At 45.4% G+C, this 23,444-nt stretch carries 14 protein-coding genes and 1 pseudogene; 11 read left to right on the top strand and 4 right to left on the bottom strand.

What is annotated here, in order from left to right; genetic code table 11:
* Window positions 1-9: 9 nt before the first annotated feature.
* From CIK88_RS09400 to CIK88_RS09385, 4 genes are read right to left on the bottom strand one after another with little or no spacing between them, the layout of a single operon-like run.
* Window positions 10-4,659 (bottom strand): translocation/assembly module TamB domain-containing protein, encoded by a 4,650-nt coding sequence (locus CIK88_RS09400; RefSeq protein ID WP_094436092.1) that lies wholly within the window; start codon window positions 4,657-4,659, stop codon window positions 10-12.
* 57 nt (window positions 4,660-4,716) lie between these two features.
* Window positions 4,717-5,406, bottom strand: a complete 690-nt coding sequence (locus CIK88_RS09395) for an RluA family pseudouridine synthase (RefSeq protein ID WP_094436090.1) — start codon at window positions 5,404-5,406, stop codon at window positions 4,717-4,719.
* Window positions 5,407-5,418: 12 nt separating this feature from the next.
* A complete protein-coding gene (locus tag CIK88_RS09390) occupies window positions 5,419-6,069 on the bottom strand; it encodes an HAD family hydrolase (RefSeq protein WP_094436088.1) in 651 nt (216 codons plus the stop codon).
* 30 nt (window positions 6,070-6,099) lie between these two features.
* Window positions 6,100-8,724, bottom strand: coding sequence for a 4-alpha-glucanotransferase (locus CIK88_RS09385; protein WP_094436086.1), 2,625 nt, complete (start codon window positions 8,722-8,724; stop codon window positions 6,100-6,102).
* Between the two features lie 105 nt (window positions 8,725-8,829).
* On the opposite strand from CIK88_RS09385, the gene mltG reads away from it, so the two are divergent.
* The 11 genes and pseudogenes from mltG to tet form a co-directional block, all read left to right on the top strand.
* A complete protein-coding gene (gene mltG / locus CIK88_RS09380; RefSeq protein ID WP_094436196.1) occupies window positions 8,830-9,855 on the top strand; it encodes an endolytic transglycosylase MltG in 1,026 nt (341 codons plus the stop codon).
* Window positions 9,856-9,860: 5 nt separating this feature from the next.
* Complete coding sequence (locus CIK88_RS09375) at window positions 9,861-10,595, top strand: tRNA 2-thiocytidine biosynthesis TtcA family protein (protein WP_094436084.1); 735 nt, start codon at window positions 9,861-9,863, stop codon at window positions 10,593-10,595.
* Between the two features lie 164 nt (window positions 10,596-10,759).
* Window positions 10,760-11,932, top strand: a complete 1,173-nt coding sequence (locus tag CIK88_RS09370; RefSeq protein ID WP_094390011.1) for a hypothetical protein — start codon at window positions 10,760-10,762, stop codon at window positions 11,930-11,932.
* An 18-nt stretch (window positions 11,933-11,950) separates the two neighbouring features.
* Window positions 11,951-12,823, top strand: a complete 873-nt coding sequence (locus CIK88_RS09365; RefSeq protein ID WP_094436082.1) for a nucleoside phosphorylase — start codon at window positions 11,951-11,953, stop codon at window positions 12,821-12,823.
* Window positions 12,824-14,176, top strand: a complete 1,353-nt coding sequence (gene mnmE, locus CIK88_RS09360; protein WP_094436080.1) for a tRNA uridine-5-carboxymethylaminomethyl(34) synthesis GTPase MnmE — start codon at window positions 12,824-12,826, stop codon at window positions 14,174-14,176.
* Between the two features lie 334 nt (window positions 14,177-14,510).
* Window positions 14,511-16,019, top strand: coding sequence for a helix-turn-helix domain-containing protein (locus CIK88_RS09355; RefSeq protein ID WP_094436078.1), 1,509 nt, complete (start codon window positions 14,511-14,513; stop codon window positions 16,017-16,019).
* Window positions 16,020-16,213: 194 nt separating this feature from the next.
* Window positions 16,214-16,933 carry a hypothetical protein gene (locus CIK88_RS09350; RefSeq protein WP_254046882.1) on the top strand — a complete coding sequence of 240 codons (720 nt, stop codon included), beginning with the start codon at window positions 16,214-16,216 and terminating at the stop codon, window positions 16,931-16,933.
* Between the two features lie 171 nt (window positions 16,934-17,104).
* Window positions 17,105-17,443: a helix-turn-helix domain-containing protein gene (locus tag CIK88_RS09345; RefSeq protein ID WP_094436074.1), complete on the top strand. Its 339-nt coding sequence runs from the start codon at window positions 17,105-17,107 to the stop codon at window positions 17,441-17,443.
* 125 nt (window positions 17,444-17,568) lie between these two features.
* On the top strand, window positions 17,569-18,687 hold the full coding sequence (locus CIK88_RS09340; RefSeq protein WP_094436072.1) for an AAA family ATPase: 1,119 nt from the start codon (window positions 17,569-17,571) through the stop codon (window positions 18,685-18,687).
* Between the two features lie 230 nt (window positions 18,688-18,917).
* Window positions 18,918-21,191 (top strand): annotated as a pseudogene (locus CIK88_RS09330) (helicase-related protein); the annotation flags it as partial.
* Between the two features lie 659 nt (window positions 21,192-21,850).
* The coding region (gene tet / locus CIK88_RS09325; protein WP_094436070.1) for a tetracycline resistance ribosomal protection protein at window positions 21,851-23,444 on the top strand (1,594 nt) is incomplete at its 3' end.

Raw genomic sequence — 23,444 nt, 5'->3', positions numbered from 1 at the left:
AATCGAGAATTATTTGTTAAGCTTCACCACCCTCACGCTATCACGCTTCAGGCTATCGGTACGCATAGGCGTTGGTGGAACATATAGGGGCGTATTGCCACTACGGAACCGGATGATATCGCTGAAGGTCTGCAAGGTGCGCCTCCATACGAATCCTGCGCCATACTTCTGGGTGTAACCGTCAAGCCAGTCATAGGCATTATTATCATAGAAGAAGGTCACGTATTTATTGGCGCTGTCGTCCAACCGATATTCCAACGTCACATTGTCAAATACTGACTCTGTACCATTCTGATACTCACTACCCGACGACACCTTGCCGCCCACTACCACTTTGAGGCGGTTGTTCCAGAAGCGCTTGGCAAACTTAAACGAGTAGTCTGTATGCATATTTCCTGCGGCATCTGTAGAATTATCAAGACCGAAGGAGAGATCAAGGGTGCGCAAGGCATTACCTGTAATCTGGTTGATTTCGGAATTGAGGAACGAGCTGAGGGCTGAGTTCATCGAGAAAGCATTTGTATTACCTTCAGAGAGATACATACCCGTGGTGAGCATGGAAACGGCAAGTTTGCCACGACGTTCCACACTCATGGCCTGCAACTCACTATGAAGCTGCATGTCTTCAGGCGCATCAAGGGTAAACTCAAGACCCATATCGTTGAGCGTACGGGTGATGATAACACCACAAGTGAAGTCCACGCTCCTACCCACTCCATTACTTCCCGTCACGGTAGCCTTGGTTGCTTCTGTTGCCGTGATATGAAGAGTGGGATTCATCATGTCGCCCGTAAACTCAATATACGATCCATCCTGGATAACAAAAGTCTTGAGTGGAATAACGGGCAACGAGTATTTCATCTCACCATTACTCAAGGTGTATTTACCCGTCAGTTGCAGATTGTCGGCTGGATTATAGGTCATGCGCAACGTGCCGCCACCCATCAAGTCAACATAGTTGGAATGGTCGGCATTAAGATAGGCTATCACGTGTGCGCCTTTCGATACTTCCATCGTCAGATTCATATTGAAGCCTGCCAGGTCTGGGCGATTCACCACGGTCTGCGTTGTATCGCTAAAGTCTGTAAACTTCACCAGTTCGTCAAGTTGGTTGTCGGTAGAGAGTGGCGAGTCACGCAGAATGTAACGCATATCTGTAGAACCAAGTACGTCAAGTTTTCCACGCATCGTGAGATTGGAGAGTTCGCCATTCATGCGACCCATGAAATTGACAAAGGCTTTACCATACGCCTCACTCCTACTATTCTCCTTGGCATCAATAATCTGATAGTTGGCGGCTCTCATACGCATATCAACCGTGATTTGGTCAAGGTCTGAGAAATTGACGTTTCCCATGATGGTCAACGGATTGTCGTTATGGGCATAGACGTTAAAATTCTCAAGCAACAGGTTGGAGCCTACGATACGCACAGGGTCGTCGTCGAAGCGCAATTTCATGCCGTAGGGCACGCTGACAAGATAGGAGTTCTCAAGCATCAACTCTCCATTCACCTGGGGTTTGTTGAGAGGACCCTTTATCGTCAGTTCCCCTTCTGCGAAACCCTCAAGACCGGCAATCTGGTTGGGTACGAAACCATTAACCAGTTCGAGTGGCAGACGTTGCAACTGCAATACAGCATCGAGCGAACCTTCACCGGCATTATAATAGGTTCCTGACAATACGCCGATCTCCTCGTCGTCTTTCATCAGACGCGCCTCAACGGCATGGGCATCGTCTTCTTTCTGCAGATATATGATTTCGGAACTTATATCGCCCCATTTACAACCCTCATAAGCCATGTCGCTAACAGCCACACTTCCCACGACAGAGAAACGACCGGAAGAGTGTTGCACCACATGATAGTCGCCTTCCATCAAACCGCCCAAACGAGGAACATAGGGAAGAACGGCTGTGATGCTGGCAAGGTTGAAGCGGTTCATGCTGACCGTAATGTCTTGCAACGCATCAGGATCACTCTCTGTAGAATAGACCTTCACACCCGTGCCATCATCGGCAACAAGATTGATATCGGCCTTCACCTTATTGTTGGCTCCAAGGAATATATAGTTGTCTTTATTCAGCGAAAACTCCTTATATCCCAAAGTAGGACGATCGGGCAAGAGATGGATACTAATGCCGCTATCCACCATCTCTGCCTTGGCTCCAAGACGCAAGCCCAACTGGTTTTTGTCGTCATAGAAACGCAGACCTACCGAGGCACCACGCTCCTGAACAACACCATTAAACAAGGTATTGAATACAAACTGCGGGTTGCGCTTATTATTGCGAACCTGTCCATGGAATGCCAACTGGTCTTTATACTGTAGGAGTTTCAAATTGATGGTATCCAGACGCGTACCATCATAGACTAACGAATGGATATAACCATCGCCGTTGATGCCTTTTTGAGGCGAAGTCTCCAAATCTAAATGCAAATTCTTGTAGTCGATATGTTGACCTGTACGCAACAGATTGGCTATGGGGTTGTCGCTCTGACTCTCCACATGAAGACGCATAACAGGCAACAGACTGCGTATGGCTGACTGATCGATAACCTTATGCTCCATCTGCGATATAATCGAATCGGAAACCTGTGTCAGCGAGGCTATCAAGTGCTCATAACTACCTGAAGCGTTAAGTTTTAAGTTGAGGTCGCCACATTCCAAACGGGCTTCTGTAGTATCGGGATTGAGATTGGCAAAAAGGGTGATGTCGCGAGGACGATAGACACGAGAGGAGTCGCGGATGGTAAGGTCGTTGAAAATACCATTCACATAATGCGTGGTTTGCAGATTACTGCTGGCATCAATATGTCCACAGAGACCTATCACAAGAGGATTATCGACCATGCGCAAATGGAAAAGGTCCAGACGCTGCAGGTCGGTTGTCAGAGTGGCTTGAAGACGTTTTTTATTCATCAACGCATCGAGCGTGACAATACCCGTAGCCAACTGGTTTCGGCTGTCCACCTCAACATGGGCTACGCCATGGCGCAAGTCAAGCGTGGCCTGTGCCTTATCGAGAGTCCAAGAACCATATCCCAGGCTATGCAACTGCACCTCTGCCTGCGCCATAGTGCGTGGTGAGAAGAAATCGGTACCATGACCTTTCACCTGGACATCGGCTGACAACGTATAAATGGAGTCATGAGGCATGAAGTGGTGAAGGTTGAGTTGGCGCACCTGCAGATTTGCCGAATAGGACATATTATTGGCATTCAACGCACCTTTCGCCTTGACAGTTCCCCGACCCTCACGGAGGGTGACATCGGCTGCATAACGGGCTGCATCTGCCTCTAACAAGCCGTTGGCTCTAATACCATTGGGGATGCGGTAATTACGTTGGATTGCCTTAGGCAACAAACCGGTAATAAAGCCTATATTTCCCGTCTCTGCCTGGAAACGGATTTTGGAGCGTAGCTGGGCGGGAGTATTGAGATTGGCTACAAAACCTGTTGCCTTGGCATGGAAGGCGGTCGGAAGCGATACGTCAATACCGGAAAAATCCATGTACATCATATTACCCGAAAGCACTCCTTTTACAGTAAGCGGACTGTTGGGCCATTGTCGCTGGAAACTCTGAGGCATCATGCCCATGAAGCGCATCAGGTCTTGTTTTCCCAACTGAGCATTCAGACGCAAGCGAAGTTTCTCCGTCGAACCGACATCCATGATTGAGAACGGAAGGTCGAGGGCTACATCAAGATCTGAATCGGGAGTCTTCAAACGGAATGATGGCAACCGCAACATGCCATTGGCCATCACCATCCTGCCATTCATCTCTGTAATGGCGAGGCCACATTTTTCCTTGACTTTCAACTCGCGGAAGGTCATTCGCAACGTTGGATCATGATAGTAAATGCTGTCTATTCCGATATGTATCTGGTCGAGGGCCAAATGGTTGTAATCAAGTCCATCGACAACAGGTTCGAAATTCAGGTCGTAATGCAGACTTCCCTTCGCCCAGTCAACCGATTGCACCATATAGGTTTGTGTGCCCAGGTCGATATCTGCCTGACGCACACAAAGATGTCCAAGGTGGGCATCCACACTCATAGTATCTCCGGGCATATGAAAGGCTACCGAAGTCTGGTGGACAACAATACTGTCTGCCATGATTTTCCAACGGTTTTCAGAGGTCGTCGTGTCCTCTGGAACACTATCGTTAAGAGCGATATCCAACCGGCCGTCTTCCAGTCTGGCGCCATTCAGTTCCATAGTCTCATCATCAAGGTCTATACCCCGACTGGTGACGGAGAATCGCCCAATTTCGCCCTTCACACGGGCTGCGGCTATCATTCCCAAGGTATTGACTTGCGCACGATTGATTTCCAATTGACTGATCACCACACGGTTGTCTATCAACGGCAAAAGTTGCACATCCACCACCGTGCGATCAACACGCATCAACGTGTCTGGACGTCCGGTAACAGAATCTATTTGAACCACCTGCATGCCATCAACTCCGAGATCAAGGGGGAAGGAAAGGTTCACGTGGTCAATAGTAATGGTGAGGCCCGTCTTTTCCGAAGCAACCTGCGCAACCTTGTCCACCACCCAATTTTGAACAGGCGGCAGATAAATCAATACGGTCAAGATAAGAAACAACAGGATGGGGCTCAATAGAATGCCCATGATCCACCAAAGTGCTTTCTTCATATATGGTTCTTTACAAAATGTAGTGCAAAAATAAGCGAAATATTCTGAACTACAAGGCTATTTGTCGAGAAATGCAATATTATGCCAGATTTTATCGTCTGGTAATGGAGAGTCGAGGACTATTTTCTGTTTTGACACAGGATGGATAAATTCCACATGATGAGACAACAACGAGATGCTTCCATCTGGATTACTACGCTTTGCACCATATTTCAAGTCTCCGCGGATAGGCATCCCCAAGGTGGACAACTGGCAGCGTATCTGATGATGACGTCCTGTCAGCAACTCCACTTCTACCAGCTGATAACGTTCGGTCTGACCGATGGTACGGTAGCGTAAGACAGCCTTCTTCGAACCGGCTACCTCACGATCGTAGGCATACGATTTGTTTTGCTTCTCATTGCGAGTCAGCCAATGGGTGGCGGTAACAAAAGTGTTGGAAGTCACAGGATTGCCTGAAGGTTGAACCAAAGCCCAATAGGTTTTATGAACCTCACCCTTGCGAAACATTTCGTTAAGTCGTGATAGCGCTTTAGAAGTACGGGCAAACACCACCAATCCGCTAACAGGACGGTCAAGACGATGGACCACGCCAAGAAATACGGCTCCTGGCTTCTGGTATTTCTCCTTGATATAGGCTTTTACGGTTTCTGCCAATGGAGTATCACCCGTTTTGTCACCTTGAACGATCTCGCCGCTTTCCTTATAAACGACAATAATATGGTTGTCTTCGTAAACTACTTGCATGGGAATGTGGGATTAGTCTTCTGCTATTATTTCCATTGGATGATTGACAAACGTAGTAGCACCATGTTCTATGAGGAAATCACGATCGCGGAATCCCCACAGCACACTAATACAAGGCAAACCGCTATTGCGAGCGGTTGCAAGATCCACATCACTATCACCTACATACACAGCATCGTCTTTGCCGACACCCAGCAGGCGGAGTGCTTCTTCTACCGTATCAGGAGCTGGTTTCTTACGAATGCCTTCTGCCTCATGTTCTCCTACAGCCACAGGAATCTCTGGAAAGAAATGAGCCACCAACTCACGGGTAGCAGCATAGAACTTATTGCTCACCACAGCCATGTTATTGCCTCGTTGGCTAAGCGCATGGATAAGAGCGGATATTCCCTCGTAAGGTACTGTGGTGTCGAGTGAATGTTCCATATAATGCTTGCGGAATGTGGCAAAACATTCCTCAAACTGTGGATTGCGGGCTCCATCTGGTATGGCACGCTCCATCAACAAACGGACACCATTACCTACGAAGCGGCGAATGGAATCTATGTCGTGTTCGGGCATAGCGAATTGTCGGAGTGCATAATTGGTAGAGGCGGCAAGATCATTCAACGTGTTGAGCAAAGTGCCGTCAAGGTCGAAAATATATGTTTTATACTGTTTCATATTCTTTGATTATTCAGGGATATAACGATATTATTCAGGATTGTAACGATGGCTACGTTTCACCATGGTCAGGATTTTATCATTCAGCCTATCGGCTTGAAGCAACTGATCGATGGTGATGGGCATACGATAGTTCCAACAATGAGACGGATCTGATGGTGTATTGATGCGCTCATCCTGCGGACGCGAACGACGGAGTTCGCCATCCATAGCAAGCCAATCCTGTAGTTGCAAGATGCAAAGCATCGAAGGACAATAAAGGTGGCGGGCTATAATCTCTTCTGCCAAGAAGGCTGGCAACTGTTCGGGAGCCCTACCCTCTTTCTGCAACATGGTGATATAGTAGCGTTGGCGACGTTCGGGATTGTCCTGCCACCATAGTCGTAACGGAGCCATGTCGGGAGTAGAAATGGTGACTACCGAACGATAGGGATTGGCTTCGAGATGGGCAAATTCCAGCCCATGCTGTTTGGGCATCTGTTGCACTTCAAGCGAGAGAAAGCGCAAGGTATCGAGTACTGACGACACGCTTTCGGGCTGTTGACCAAGATCATCACCACATACCAACATCCGGCAATGGTCAGACAGTTCAGCAAGTCGGCGAGTTGCCAATTGTCCCCAATAGAAGGAATGGCGTTGACGAAAATAATTGTAATAGAGTCGCAGATAGGCTTCTTTCTCATCGGCATTAAGGGCATCGAAAACGGGTTCTTCTACGGCCTGCATCCGAGGATGATACATTTCTTTCTGATCATGGTCCTCGACAAAAAGCACATTGGCGATCAAGCGCAACAGTCCGTCACGAATCCATAGGCTGTTCTCATCGTTTCTGCCACAGAATGCCTGCACAACTTTACGTTGGGTATTAAACTCTGGCTTGAGTTCATAGAGTTGATAGGCCAAAGCGTTCAAGTAATGTTCGCGAACATAGTCTGCATGAATACCAAACGTTTGACCGATAATATGATCGTTGATGAAAGGACGGGTAAAAAGATCGTGACGGAAATGAAGTCCAAAATATTCTATCTCATCAACAGTCAGAGGCAACGAGGGAATATAATGTCCTAATCGGGCATCAACGGCATCATCTGGCAATTCCCATTGGCAGAAATAGCCTACGATATGGTCTAACTTGATGGCTCCGAAATATTGCGTCAGGTGACGGAGGCGCTTCTGCAACCATTCTTCAATATGATGTTGACGCGAATCTCCGTCTGTGGTCCATTGATAAGTAGGCGACTGCCAGTTCTGCCCCTTCGTAGTAGAATGGTCTGGCGACACTCCCATTTGTCCGTCCAAACGAAACAGCTCTGGATATTGTCTGACATCTACACTCTCACGATGCATACCGAGAGGAAGGTCTCCTTTCAAGACAACACCTTTGGCACGGCCATAATCGGCTGCTGCTTTCAATTGGCTATGCAACAGATACTGCACATAGCAAACATAATCGTAAGGTTCACCACGATAGTCGGCATAGGGCTTGAGCCACTCACTCGCACTTGCCACAAATGCCTGACAAGAGGCTGTAGAAAGCGTTCGCTTGCCTTGCTCAGCAAAGAGTTGACGGAGATAGTCTGTCTTTACACAATCCACGGCTTCGTAATCAACTGTGGCTTGCGCATTAAGTTCCTGGCGGCGGCGCATAAACTGCGTCATGGCGGTTTTTGAACGGAGCGTTCCTGCAGCATCAAGATCTATATAATGTGGATGAAGGGCAAAACCGCTAATCGGTTTATACGGGCAGGCGTCTGGAGCATGATGATTGGTTGTAGTATCAAATACTGGCAACAGTTGTACAACATTCATTCCGGTACGTGCCACCCAATCCATAAAATGTTTCAAATCGCCAAAATCACCCACGCCATAAGAGTGTTCGCTACGCAAGGCGGCAACAGGTATGGCAACTCCTGCGGCACGCCATAGTTTTTCGGGCAACCGCAACTGTTCACCATACATCACATAGACTTGACCATCCACCAACTCCGTCTGCTCTACCTGGCGGTTATCTCCTTCTTCCCAACTAACGATACTATTGGTGGCATCATCTACCACGATATATTTGTATTCCAAAGGCAGAAACATGCCGACAGCATTGATGGTCAACATCCATTCATGCTGACCCACATATTCCATACGCAGGAAACGACTGGGATTCCAGCTTCCCATGGAAGGGTGGCTGCCACAAAGTGCTACCGACTGCCCTAAACGCAACTGGGGAGCAGAGACACGAAACATCAAGGTCTTACGATACAAAGGGAACACACGAGCCTCAACCTCTTGACACAAGGGTTCGTGCCGCGTTACCGCACAAGCATCGGTATAAAGATGATAAAGCAACGGACGGTCACGCCATTGGTCGCAGAACTCATAGTCTTTGGCAGTATCGAAATGGTAGCAACGGGCTACAAGATTCCATTCCCGACGTTGTACACAACCTTTGGAGTCTTCCACATGATAGGCATATACGATATGGGAAAGAGGATGTTGGCGCGACTCCAAGACTGAAGTCTCCAACAACCACCATTCACCATCATCTGTCTTCATTTCAAGGTGATGCTGCCGCACAGTTCCGTCTTTGCTGCAACAGTTTAAAACTACACAGAGACGTTCACCCCATGATGTCGCATATTTGATTCTGAACTTGAGTTTCATCTTTACTATCGGTTTTCTGGGCAAAGTTACAAAATAAATTCGGATTACTTCTCACGATTATATTTTTATTTGTACCTTTGCAGTTGAAAAAAACAGCTTATTATGATGAAGATTCAAAACAATAAGAAATTTCTCTACCCCGCTTTTGCAGGTATGGTGATTATCGTGGCCCTTGTAGCCTACTTCTTTTTTGCCTCCGTATCGGCACAAAAGGATACATATTATATATACATCGACAAAGACGATACGCAAGATTCTGTTTTTGCCAAGATACAACCTCAGGCTTCGCCTATGGCGATGGCAGGACTCAAGACTCTGCTGCGCCACACCAGCTACAGCAAGCATGTACGGACAGGACGATATGCTATCACGCCAGGAGAAGGCGCGCTGAAATTGTTCCGCAAACTGAGAAACGGACAGCAAGCCAGCCTGCGACTGACCATTCCTGAAGCAAGAACAATGGACAGACTGGCAGCACAGCTCTCCAAGAAACTGATGCTTGACTCTACCACTATTGCACAAGCTCTTCTGTCTGAAAAGACCTGCAACAAATACGGCTATGATACTTGCACCATCAGCGCCATGTTTGTACCCGACACCTACGAAGTGTATTGGGACATCAGTATCGATGCCCTGCTCCAACGTATGCAACGAGAACACAACCATTTCTGGAAAGGCGAACGAACCGTTAAGGCTGAAGCCAGAAACCTCACGCCAGTACAAGTGGCTACCTTGGCAAGCATCATCGACGAGGAAACAGCTAACACAGCAGAAAAGCCTATGATAGCAGGTATGTATCTGAACCGGCTCAAGAGCCACATGCCCTTGCAGGCTGACCCTACTGTGAAATTTGCACTCAAGCAGTTTGAGTTGAAACGAATATACAACAAACTGACTCGTTTTCAAAGTCCCTACAATACTTACATCAACGAAGGTCTGCCCCCTGGTCCCATCAAGATAGCATCGATTAAAGGTATAGATGCCGTACTTAATGCGGTCAACCATGACTATCTCTATATGTGCGCAAAAGAGGACTTCTCAGGTACCCACAACTTTGCGAAGACCTATGCTGAACATCTCAAGAATGCAGCACGCTATTCAAAAGCACTCAACGAAAACGGCATCAAATAAAGCCAATGCCCATACCTACGGATGAACAGCGGCTGGAACGCAGACTGAAAAGTCAGTTTCAGAAAGCTATGACACAATATCACCTCATCGAAGATGGCGATAAAATACTCGTAGCCCTGTCAGGAGGAAAAGATTCTTTGTTCCTATTGGAAATGTTGGGAAAACGAGCAAAAATACAACGTCCACACTTCGAAGTGGAGGCGATACACGTGAGAATGGAAAATATTGCCTACGAGAGCGATACCAAATATCTGGAAGACTTCGCACAATCGGTAGGAGTTCCACTCCATGTCGTGACAACAGCATTCGATCCTACAGTCAATCCTCGCAAACCAGCTTGCTTCCTGTGCTCATGGAACAGACGTAAGCAGATTTTCAATCTCGCACAACAAATAGGATGTAACAAAATAGCATTAGGACACCATCAGGATGATATTATTCATACTGCACTCATGAACCTATCGTTTCAAGGACATTTCTCCACTATGCCAGCCTTGCTACGCATGAAAAAAATGCCACTCGCCCTGATCAGACCGCTATGTCTCTGTCAGGAAACTGATATCAAAACCTATGCAGAACAACACAACTATCAGAAACAACGGAAGTTGTGCCCATACGAGAAAGACACCAAACGGGCTGAAATAGCAGACCTCTACAAACAAATGGAAAGCATCAACCCAGAAGCACGCTACTCCATCTGGAACGCCCTTGAAGCCGAAGAAAAACTCACAGAGTATTAAATCCGAATCAACAGATTGATACCGAAGAAGAATACCGCAGAAGGACAAAACTCTGATTTCGGTTAAAATATATTAATATCCGTGACGACATTCGCCTTTCATCAAGGAATTTTCGTAATTTTGTTATTCATTATTATTTAGAAATTAATTAGAAAAAGCCACATATGAAACTACGCAGCCTGACTATCATCCTGATGCTCATGATAACAATCATTGGAGCAGCACAGAAACGTAAGCAGACACCCCGCCACAAGACACAGGTGTCTCCTGAGGTGGCAGCATGGCAAGAACGGCTTGACAGAATGACCATGGCGACACAACGCATCATGGTCATCGATAGTATTGTGGTCGATAAAAACGACTTCCTACAACACTATTATCTCAATCCAGAAGAGGGACACATCGACTCCTACAGTCATTTCTTCAACACCCAGCAACAACCTAATGCCTATGTCTATCTTAATGCCATTGGTAACCAATGCATCCTGTCACAAGAAGACGAAGATGGAATTATCAATCTCTATGAAAGCGACAAAGAAGGCAATAAATGGACTAAACCAAGATTGCTGCAAGGCGTCAACGATGCAAAACAATTCTTCCACGTCAACTATCCCTTTATGATGCCTGACGGCGTTACCCTATACTTCGCAGCAGAAGGTGACGAAAGCTTAGGAGGTTACGATATCTTCGTGACGACATACGATACGGAAGAAGACAGATTTCTGACACCAGAGAATATCGGAATGCCTTTCAATTCTGAAGCAAACGACTATATGATGGTTATCGACGAATATGATCGTATCGGTTGGTTTGCCACAGACCGAGGACAGGAAGATGGCAAAGTGTGTATCTATACTTTCGTACCATCAGACGTCAGACAGACCTACGACCCAGAAACCTATTCCAAAGAACAGATCACAAACTTCGCACGAATTACCGACATCACAGAAACATGGGTGTCGCCTGATATAGACCAAGCGCTCGAACGACTTGAAAAAGCCAAGGCAAGACAAAAGAAAAATACAGATAATGAAGAATTCACCTTCGTCATCAACGATGATGTGGATTATCACAAACTGTCTGATTTCAAAGCGAAAGGTAATGCACAACGCTACCTACAACTGGTAAAATTGCGGTCTCAACAGACTGCACTCCAGCAAGCCATCGAACGGGTTAGAGAGTATTATAGTGGTGCAACGGCTGATGAGAAACGGGAAATGGCGCCCGAAATCATTGCTACAGAACAACAACAGCATCAAATACATATAGAGATCCACAACCTCGAAAAAATAATCAGAAACGAAGAAAACATTACTCTTAGAAATACTCAAAAATAAGAAGAAAGGAGAAAACCTATGAAAAGAAAATTCCCAGAATCAGAACTAATTATCAACAACGATGGATCATGCTTCCATCTACATCTACGCCCCGAACAACTGGCAGATAAGGTCATCCTTGTGGGTGACCCCGGAAGAGTAAATACTGTGGCTAACCACTTCGATACCAAAGAATGTGAAGTGAGCAGCAGAGAGTTTCATACCATCACAGGCAACTATAAAGGAAAACGCATCACAGTACAATCAACAGGTATTGGATGCGATAACATAGACATCGTGGTTAACGAACTCGACTCGTTGGCTAATATCGACTACCAAACACGAGAAGAGAGAGAAGAGCATCGCACCCTGACACTCGTACGCATCGGAACCTGTGGAGGTCTCCAACCCTTCACACCTACAGGCACATTTGTTGCATCGGTAAAGAGCATCGGTTTCGATGGACTGCTCAACTTCTATGGCGGACGAAACAAAGTGTGTGACCTTAAAATGGAAGAAGAGTTCAAACAACACATGAACTGGAATCCACTATTGGGCGCACCATACGTGGCACAAGCCGATGAAGAACTTATCGACCGTATCGCACAAGATGACATGGTACGCGGATATACTATCGCCTGTGGAGGATTCTACGGACCACAAGGCAGACAACTACGCATCCCCTTGGCAGATCCCACACAAAACGAAAAAGTTGAAGCCTTCGAATACGATGGCAGGAAAATATGTAACTTCGAGATGGAGTCGAGTGCATTAGCAGGACTATCGTCGTTGCTCGGACATAAAGCCATGACCTGCTGCATGGTCATCGCCAACCGCTATGCACAAAAGATGAATACTGAATACAAAAACTCCATCGACACACTTATCGAAAAAGTACTCGACAGAATATAAATGCAAAACGACACAATCTGCGCGCTCGCCACTAAGACGGGAGGCGCTTTAGGAATAATCAGAATCTCAGGAGCACAAACTCTTGAGATTCTTTCCCATATTTTCACCCATGACCTTACAAAGGCGCAGGCTAACTCTATCGTCTATGGACATATCGTCAACCATGATGAAGTCATAGATGAAGTCCTCGTTTCCGTATTCCGAGCACCTCACTCTTACACAGGAGAGGAAAGTGCAGAAATATCATGCCACGGAAGCCAGTATATCATCAACAAAGTCATAGAACTGCTTGTTGCGCAAGGATGCCGCATAGCACAACCGGGCGAATATACACAACGAGCCTACCTTAACGGAAAACTCGACCTCTCACAAGCAGAAGCTGTAGCTGACCTTATCGCGGCAAACAACAAAGCAACACACCACTTGGCCATGAGCCAACTGCGGGGAGGTATCTCCAATGAATTGTCAAAGCTGCGCGAACAACTGCTACGACTGACTTCACTACTGGAACTCGAACTCGATTTCTCTGACCACGAAGACTTGGAATTTGCCGACCGTACCGAATTACTGCAACTCGCCCAACATATTGAGAGTCATATTCAAAAGTTGGCAACATCGTTTCAAATGGGACAGGCTATCAAACAAGGCATACCGGTGGCCATTGTCGGAAAAACCAATGTAGGAAAATCCACATTACTCAATAAACTGTTGAAAGAAGAACGTGCTATCGTTTCCGATATCCACGGAACAACACGCGATACCATTGAAGACGTGATGACCATCAATGGAGTACAGTTCCGTTTTATTGATACTGCTGGCATCCGCCAAACCAACGATGCTGTTGAACAGATAGGTATCGAGCGCACCTATCAAACCATAGACAAAGCTCGTATTGTACTCTGGCTCATCGACGCCACACCCTCCCAAGAAGAGTTCGAAGACATGATGAACCACATCAACAACAAGGCCTTGATTCTCGTCTGCAATAAGTCCGACCAACAAGCCATTACCTTGTCAGAAGATGCCTCACGCTTCCCGCATATAGCCGTTAGTGCCAAGTTCGGCATTAACATAGAAGCGCTGGAAAGCCTCATCTATGAAGCAGCCCAGATTCCCGAAATAAAAGAGTCGGATATCATCATCACCAATGCACGACACTATGAGGCATTACTCCATGCCCAAAACAATCTGAGCCGCGTCATCGCAGGACTTAACAACCAACTGTCTGGTGACCTCATTGCTGAAGACCTCCGCCTCGTCCTTTCCGACTTGGCAGAAATCACCGGACAAGGCCAAATCACTCCCAACGAAGTACTCGGCAATATCTTCCAGCACTTCTGCATCGGTAAATAGACCGCCTGACCATACTTGCAAAACGTTCTTGTAACTGCTTATAAGCCACCATTTTGGTGGCTTTTTTCGTTTTAACACTTTCCATTTGTAATTTGTTGATACCAGTTTTTCGAGGTAACTTTGGCTCAAATTTCGTTCCTGCGTTTCAATCGTGCGAACAAATGGAATAGCAAAACGCTATGTAGGACACCTCGTGAGAAATACTGAGAATCCTCCATTATCCGTCACAACCGCTATGCAGGGCACTCGTGAGAAATACTGAAAAAATGTGATAAAGACTGAGACAAAATCGGGGGTCTTTTACAGAAAAAAACATCAGAATTGCAAGCGTAAAATGGAGATAATTAAAGAATGTGGAGTATGCGGAAAAGCGTTCGTTGCTTCCAAAATGTCGTTCAAGTACTGCTGTCGAGGGTGTGAACGTGTCGCATTTCGGAGACGCGAGGCGGAAAAGAAAAAAAGGGAGAAGGAAAATGCCGAATCTCTTCTAAACGCTGAGAGGAACAACTCTCTGCGGGATAAGGCATTTTTATCCCCCGAGGACGTGAGCGTTCTGTTCGATGTCAGTCTTCCTACAGTGTATCGTTATTTCCAGACAGGCTTAATCAAAGCCGTAAAGATAAGAAATAAGACGTTTGTGAGATACTCAGACATTGAACGTGTGTTTGATGATGCCACTCCCTATCGGAAAAGACGCTATCAGAGAAAGGAGGAGCAGGAATACTATACTCTTCAGGAAATCATGGAGAAGTACAACATCGGCCGTAAGGCTGTATGGGGGCGTTGTGACCGTTTGGGCATCCCCAAGATATACGAAGGGCGCAATACCTTCTTTAGCAAGAAAGCCATTGACGCACATTTTGCTGATCTCCTTGAAGAGATTGACGTTGATAATTATTACACTGCTGACCAAATCATGGAGATGTATAATATGACAAGGACAGCTGTTATCACTTTTGTGATGCGCCACAAAGTTCCGCGAGTAAACCGTAATGGTAAAGTCTTCTACTCCAAGGTGCATATTGATTGTATCAAACGCAAGGACGATAGTATCGATCCGGACTGGAGTACCTATGAAGAGGCTATGGAAAAATATGGCATATCAAAAGACCAAGTGAGTTACACCTTGAAGCATTTTGATGTCAGAACGGAAAAACGTGGAAAGTTTACGATGATATTCCGTACTGACTTTGATAAAGTCATGCGTGAACGAATGGCAAATGCAAAAGTAGCAGAAAAGTCAGACAGAGACGAAAAGCTTGTTCTCCAAGCTCAACACCAGGAGAAGAAATGCCCACCAACCCCAGATGGCTATTATTCAACTGAAGAGGTTGCAGAGATGTTCAAGGTGGGAGTTAAACATGTAGGTGTAATGACCAGAGAGCATAAAACGCCAAAGATTGCACTCAAAGGATTCAACTTCTATGAGAAGAAAGCCATAGATGTGCTGTATAATCTGAAGAACAACTATTCGGAAATTACAGACTGGATTACACCGGAAGAGATGCGTTCAACCTACAAAATGACAGCAGATGCTGTACGCTCCTTTATCTACCGCCATCAAATTCCCGCAAAGGTGGAATATGGTACTACCTACTATTCTAAACAGCATATCGAACAAGTGAAAAATGGAGATTTTGATGGTCGCGAACGATATTACACTGTCGAGGAGGCAATGAAGAAGTATCATTTATCAAAAGATATAGTTCATTATTATGTAAAACGCTATAAAATCACAAAAGTAAAGAAGAAGAAATGCATATATTTCAGAAAAGAAGAGTTCGACAGATTGATGGAAAAACGTCTTTCAAAAGACGATTTACTATCAATTACTCTTGATTAGTACGATTTACTTTCTCTTTACTGAGGTCAATATTGTATCATTTAGGAATTTTGCAACAAAAACAAATAATAATAAAACAATATGCAAGTATGTAAATCTGTCAAACTCCGAATGCGAGATAGGCGCAACGGAACCAAATCCCTGTTCCTGGACGAGTCAGAAGAAAAACTCCTCTGTGCTCTCTCTTTTTGTGTTTGCAGTGTTCTAATCATTGCCCAGAACAGGAGAATGAGCCTTCCAAAGATGAGCTTTGGACACTCTTTCGTGCTGCATACGAGCAGTACCAGTCGGAAATCGTTAATGACAGCAAGTTGTATGACCGCTATGTTAACGACTTTATCAGTTATCATCTTCCCGTTTTCTCTCAGGAAGAAGAATCAATCCGCAACCATTTCAGGAATCTTTTCAGCATTTATGAGCTGCTTACAACAAGAAAGGATTTGGTAGAAAAATTCTTCAAGTTGCCAGAGTTTGGAAAGAAAGATTTCTTAGAAATGGTTCATTCATTCAACCACATTGAATATGTGGTAGATACTCCACATTCCTTAGCAACTTTCAATGAAAATCAGATTCGACTCATCACGCAATTCGCCAATGAGTCGAATTTCTTTGTTGATACAGTTGATGAAAGAACTGTGGATTTGTTTTTCAGATGCAAGTTGAAGCGTCCCCTTGTTGTCCAGAACATGCGTCATGTACTTCAATTCATGTTTGCTCTCTCAATGCAAAAGATGATCCCCCATAATTGGGTATCGCTCATAGCAGACAACAAGTTGCTTTCACCTCAGAAAACCATGAAGCCATCATCTCGTGGTGCAATTAGTTCACGCCTGACAGAACTTAGGGCATCAACACAACCGTTTCCAAATGAAGCTTATTCAAATCTTGTAAATCAACTGAAAGAAATGCAATGAAATAAACTAAAGTAAGCAACTGAAAGCAAATTCCCCTTTCAATCCTCCTGACAAAAAGAACTGTCAGGAGGATAGTCAGTTGCCGCCGACATATAAAGGGTAACTTTGCCGCCGAATCGATTCCGTTTCGGGGGTAGCTCCCTCATTGTCTAAAATTTAATACATGTAATTATGGCAAACAAGAAAATTGACATAGAGATTCTCGCAAAACGCGTAGAGTTGTTAGAAATCACAGTCCGTGAGCTCAAAGCTGTCGAGCCTGAAGTGCTTGAAGAACGTTTGAAAAAGATTGAAAACAGCTTGTATATCACTAAGGAAATGCTCACAACCACTGAACTCGCAGAATATCTTGGCGTTTCACAGTCGCAGATATATAAGCTCACGATGAACATGGAGATTCCGCATTATAAGCCCAAGGGCAAGACAATCTATTTTGACCGGAAAGAGATAGTGAGATGGATGCGCTCTAACCACTGTTCTTTTGAAAGGAAAGAACCAGCAAAAGACTAATTAGATGAAAGGCCGAAAGAAGAACATGACCAGGATTTATTCTGATGTCCAGCTGACTGCCCTTCTGGAAAAATCCGAGGTTGTTATAGACCCATCAAAGTGTAAGCAACAAAACAGACAAAATAATGGCAAGAGGAAGAAACAGTAAAGGGGACAAAGATGAACCAGAAACAGGTTCACTTGAAGTTGGGATGCTATGTAAAAGCAGTTTCAACGACAATGAACTTGACAGTTATCTCAGGCAAGGAGAAATAAAAGCCTCTGAGAAGCCACCCGTCCCTCCTCAGATACTATGGGTTGGAGATTGCACCATTGCCACCTTTGGCAATTTCAGTGCATCAACAGGAAAGGCAAAAAGCAAAAAGACTTTCAATATCACCGCAATGGTAGCAGCTGCCGTCACTAATACAACTGTACTTAACTACCGTGCAAGTCTGCCAGAGGGGAAGCGTATGATCCTATATTTTGACACTGAACAAAGTAAGTTCCACTGTCATAATGTGATTGAGCGTATTTATCGCTTGGCAGGTCTTAGTTTGAACAAGGAAGATAAACGCATCAGATTCTATGGGCTCAGGGAGTTCACCCCCTCTCTACGTATTGCTCTCATTGACTATGCTCTCAGAACATTTGAAGGTGTTGGCCTTGTCATCATAGATGGTCTTCGTGACCTCATGTATGACATCAACAACGCTAAGGAGTCCACCGATGTGATGACGATGCTAATGGCATGGACGAGCAAATACAATCTGCATATACACTGTGTATTGCATCTGAACAAGAATGACAATAACACTCGTGGCCATATAGGAACAGAGTTAGAGAACAAGGCTGAGACAGTGCTGATTATTAGCAAAGACAAGCAAGATGCCAATATCAGTGAGGTGAAGCCTATGCATATGCGTGACAAGGAGTTCTCCTCCTGGGCGTTTTACATCGATGACAATTCTCTACCTGTACTTGATGTGGGGTATCATGTTACAGTTGTGAAGCCAAAAGACAAACCTCTCACATCTCTTTCTGACGATGTTCACACAAGAGTATTGCAGAAAGTATTTGGCAACGAACCACCACAGAAGTATATTGAGTTAGTGAAGGCTCTTGGTGCATCTTATGCGGAAGAAGGCTATAAGCGTGGGGATAACGCAATAAAAGAAATGCTAAAGATATTCAACGAGCGGAAGTTGATAACCAAAAATAAAGACGGCTATCACTACCATCCCGCGCAACCTTCCCAAAAATAAGTTTATGAGTTTAAGTTTAAAGGGTATATATATAATAAACTACGATTGCCCGTAAATACATAGAGTAATGACAATAGACGAGATCAAATCTGTAAGCATCATCCAGTTCCTTGAAACACAAGGCTACCATAAGTCTTATGTCCTCAAAGGAAACTATTGGTATCTGTCCCCATTTAGGTCAGAGCAATCTCCTTCTTTCAATGTCAATCCTGTCAAAAACTTATGGTATGACTATGCTGAAAGGTCTGGAGAAGCGCAAACACAACCTTGAAGCGAAGCTGGAGAAGGTGGAACATGCCATAAAGTCACGCACGGACGACGTGGTGGATTTCAAGCAGATGGGCATCGACCACATCTTCATAGATGAGAGCCACCAGTTCAAAAATCTGACGTTCAACACGCGCCATGACCGTGTGGCGGGACTGGGCAACAGCGAGGGAAGCCAGAAGGCACTGAACATGCTCTTTGCCATACGCACCATACAGGAGCGCACGGGCAGAGACTTGGGAGCGACCTTCCTTTCGGGTACTACCATCAGCAACTCGCTGACGGAGTTGTATCTGCTGTTCAAGTATTTGCGTCCGAAGGAGCTGGAACGGCAGGACATCCGATGTTTCGACGCTTGGGCGGCGATATTCGCCAAGAAGACGACGGATTTTGAATTTAACGTGACGAACAACGTGGTTCAAAAGGAGCGTTTCCGCTACTTCATCAAGGTGCCGGAACTTGCCGCCTTCTATAATGAAATCACGGACTACCGCACGGCAGAGGACGTGGGCGTAGATCGTCCCAACAAGAATGAGATACTGCACCACATACCGCCCACGCCGGAGCAGGAGGACTTCATACAGAAGCTGATGCAGTTCGCCAAGACTGGCGATGCCACACTTCTGGGCAGGCTGCCGCTTTCGGAAACGGAGGAAAAGGCGAAGATGCTTATCGCCACCGACTACGCCCGCAAGATGGCACTCGACATGCGCATGATAGACCCGCATTATGAAGACCACCCCGATAACAAGGCGAGCCACTGTGCCAAGATGATCGCGGAGTATTACCAAAAATACGACGCGCAGAAAGGCACGCAGTTCGTTTTCTCGGACTTGGGGACATATCAGCCGGGCGACGGGTGGAACGTCTATTCGGAAATCAAGCGCAAGCTGACGGAGGATTACGGCATACCGCCAAGCGAGGTGCGCTTCATTCAGGAGTGCAAGACCGACAAGGCTCGGAAGACGGTGATAGACGCCATGAATGCCGGAACGGTGCGTGTTCTGTTCGGCTCCACCTCCATGCTCGGAACGGGTGTGAACGCACAGAAAAGGTGTGTGGCAATTCATCATCTCGATACGCCGTGGCGACCGTCCGACCTGCAACAGCGTGACGGACGCGGAGTTAGAGCCGGAAACGAAATTGCCAAGCATTTCGCCGGGAACAACGTGGACGTAATCATCTACGCGGTGGAGAAGTCACTGGACAGCTACAAGTTCAACCTCCTGCACTGCAAGCAGACTTTCATCAGCCAGCTCAAAAGCGGTGCTATGGGGGCGCGTACCATCGACGAGGGGGCAGTGGACGAGAAATCGGGCATGAACTTTTCGGAATATATGGCGTTGCTATCCGGCAACACCGACCTGCTGGACAAGGCGAAACTTGAAAAGCGCATCGCCTCGCTCGAAGGGGAACGCAAGTCGTTTAACAAGGGCAAGCGTGATTCGGAGTTCAAGTTAGAGTCGAAGACGGGCGAGTTGCGTAACAACACGGCTTTCATAGATGCCATGACGGAGGACTGGAACCGCTTCCTTTCGGTGGCGCAGACCGACAGGGAGGGCAGCCGCCTTAATATAATAAAGGTGGACGGTGTGGATTCCGCCGATGAGAAGGTTATCGGAAAGCGTTTGCAGGAGATAGCGAAAAACGCCACTACGGGCGGGCTTTACACACAGGTCGGAGAACTGTACGGTTTTCCGATAAAGGTGGTGAGCGAGAGGATACTCAAAGAGGGATTGGAGTTTACCGACAACCGCTTCGTGGTAGAGGGGAACTACAAGTACACCTATAACAACGGACATCTGGCAATGGCTGATCCGATGGCTGCCGCCCGAAACTTCCTGAACGCGATGGAGAGGATACCCTCCATTATCGACCAGTACAAGGCGAAGAACGAGGTGCTGGAGAGGGAGATACCGCAGTTGCAGGAGATAGCGGGCAAGGTGTGGAAGAAGGAGGACGAGCTGAAGCAGCTGAAATCCGAACTTGCCGCCCTTGACCGAAAAATACAGCTGGAACTTGCGCCGCCCACGCCCGAAGTCGCCGAAAAGGAGAAAGAAGGGCAACAGGTCAAGCCGGAAGCGGAAGATGTGAGGAACAGGCAGGCGCAATATCCCGAAAATGCACCGCCGCAGATACGCAGTCCGGCGGATAGTATCGTTGCCAACCATGTCATAATCGGGCGTCCGGGACTGTATGCCAAGGAGGAAACCCGGTTCAAAGGATTGAAAATATAACCTTAGGAATTTTATCTGAAGTATTAATAAGGGCTATCCCAAAAGGTCTAAAAGTAAATTTTATCCTTTCTGCAAGTATCTGTAGGATGGCAACTGCATTTTTTTCTTTTTGGGCAGCCCTTATTAAAATTTATTCTTATTTTAGGTTATATACATTCATGTCCATTTATGTAAAAAATCCTGCTGACCTTGTTTATGTCTTGTCAGTCACCATTTGCAAAACCATATTTGACCCTCAAAGAGGCTGAATTTGATAAGCAACTTGCTACATACTCATAATAAGGAGCTAAATAGAACACGAATGGGAAATACTCAAATGCCAAACTAAAGAAGATATTGGCCAAAATAAACGCTATACCGAGAGAGAAACTTGATTTTTCAACTTCCTAAAACAGTGTTGTTCAAACATTTCTACTTATTTGTACTTACCAGTTGAACCTACGTTTCCCTAATAAAATGTCTATGTTAAAAAAAAGTTAAAAAATCCTCCTACTTTTGTTAGATATATTTTTTTGTGTAATTTTGTAATCGTTATGCGGCAGTAATAATATACATATTAATACGAGTTAGTAATCCTGTAGTTCTCACATGCTACGAGGAGGTATTAAAAGGTGCGTTTCGACAATGCATCTATTGTAGTATATTATTGCTTAATCCAAATGAATATTATAAATTTAGGAATTCTTGCTCACATTGATGCAGGAAAAACTTCCGTAACCGAGAATCTGCTGTTTGCCAGTGGAGCAACGGAAAAGTGCGGCCGTGTGGATAATGGTGACACCATAACAGACTCTATGGATATAGAGAAACGTAGAGGAATTACTGTTCGGGCTTCTACGACATCTATTATCTGGAATGGAGTGAAATGCAATATCATTGACACTCCGGGACACATGGATTTTATTGCGGAAGTGGAGCGGACATTCAAAATGCTTGATGGAGCAGTCCTCATCTTATCCGCAAAGGAAGGCATACAAGCGCAAACAAAGTTGCTGTTCAATACTTTACAAAAACTGCAAATCCCGACAATTATATTTATCAATAAAATTGACCGTGACGGTGTGAATTTAGAGCGTTTGTATCTGGATATAAAAACAAATCTGTCTCAAGATGTCCTGTTTATGCAAACTGTTGTCGATGGATTGGTTTATCCGATTTGCTCCCAAACATATATAAAGGAAGAATACAAAGAATTTGTATGCAACCATGACGACAATATATTAGAACGATATTTGGCGGATAGCGAAATTTCACCGGCTGATTATTGGAATACGATAATCGATCTTGTGGCAAAAGCCAAAGTCTATCCGGTACTACATGGATCAGCAATGTTCAATATCGGTATCAATGAGTTGTTGGACGCCATCTCTTCTTTTATACTTCCTCCAGAATCAGTCTCAAACAGACTTTCAGCTTATCTCTATAAGATAGAGCATGACCCCAAAGGACATAAAAGAAGTTTTCTAAAAATAATTGACGGAAGTCTGAGACTTCGAGACATTGTAAGAATCAACGATTCGGAAAAATTCATCAAGATTAAAAATCTAAAGACTATTTATCAGGGCAGAGAGATAAATGTTGATGAAGTGGGGGCCAATGATATCGCGATTGTAGAAGATATGGAAGATTTTCGAATCGGAGATTATTTAGGTACTAAACCTTGTTTGATTCAAGGGTTATCTCATCAGCATCCCGCTCTCAAATCCTCCGTCCGGCCAGACAGGTCCGAAGAGAGAAGCAAGGTGATATCCGCTCTGAATACATTGTGGATTGAAGACCCGTCTTTGTCCTTTTCCATAAACTCATATAGTGATGAATTGGAAATCTCGTTATATGGTTTGACACAAAAGGAAATCATACAGACATTGCTGGAAGAACGATTTTCCGTAAAGGTCCATTTTGATGAGATCAAGACTATCTACAAAGAACGACCTGTAAAAAAGGTCAATAAGATTATTCAGATCGAAGTGCCACCCAACCCTTACTGGGCCACAATAGGGCTGACGCTTGAACCCTTGCCGTTAGGGACAGGGTTGCAAATCGAAAGTGACATCTCCTATGGTTATCTGAACCATTCTTTTCAAAATGCCGTTTTTGAAGGGATTCGTATGTCTTGCCAATCTGGTTTACATGGATGGGAAGTGACTGATCTGAAAGTAACTTTTACTCAAGCCGAGTATTATAGCCCGGTAAGTACACCTGCTGATTTCAGACAGCTGACCCCTTATGTCTTCAGGCTGGCCTTGCAACAGT

The sequence above is a fragment of the Prevotella sp. P5-50 genome (assembly GCF_002251295.1).
Lineage (GTDB): Bacteria > Bacteroidota > Bacteroidia > Bacteroidales > Bacteroidaceae > Prevotella.
This window is presented reverse-complemented; position numbering and strand designations above follow the sequence as displayed.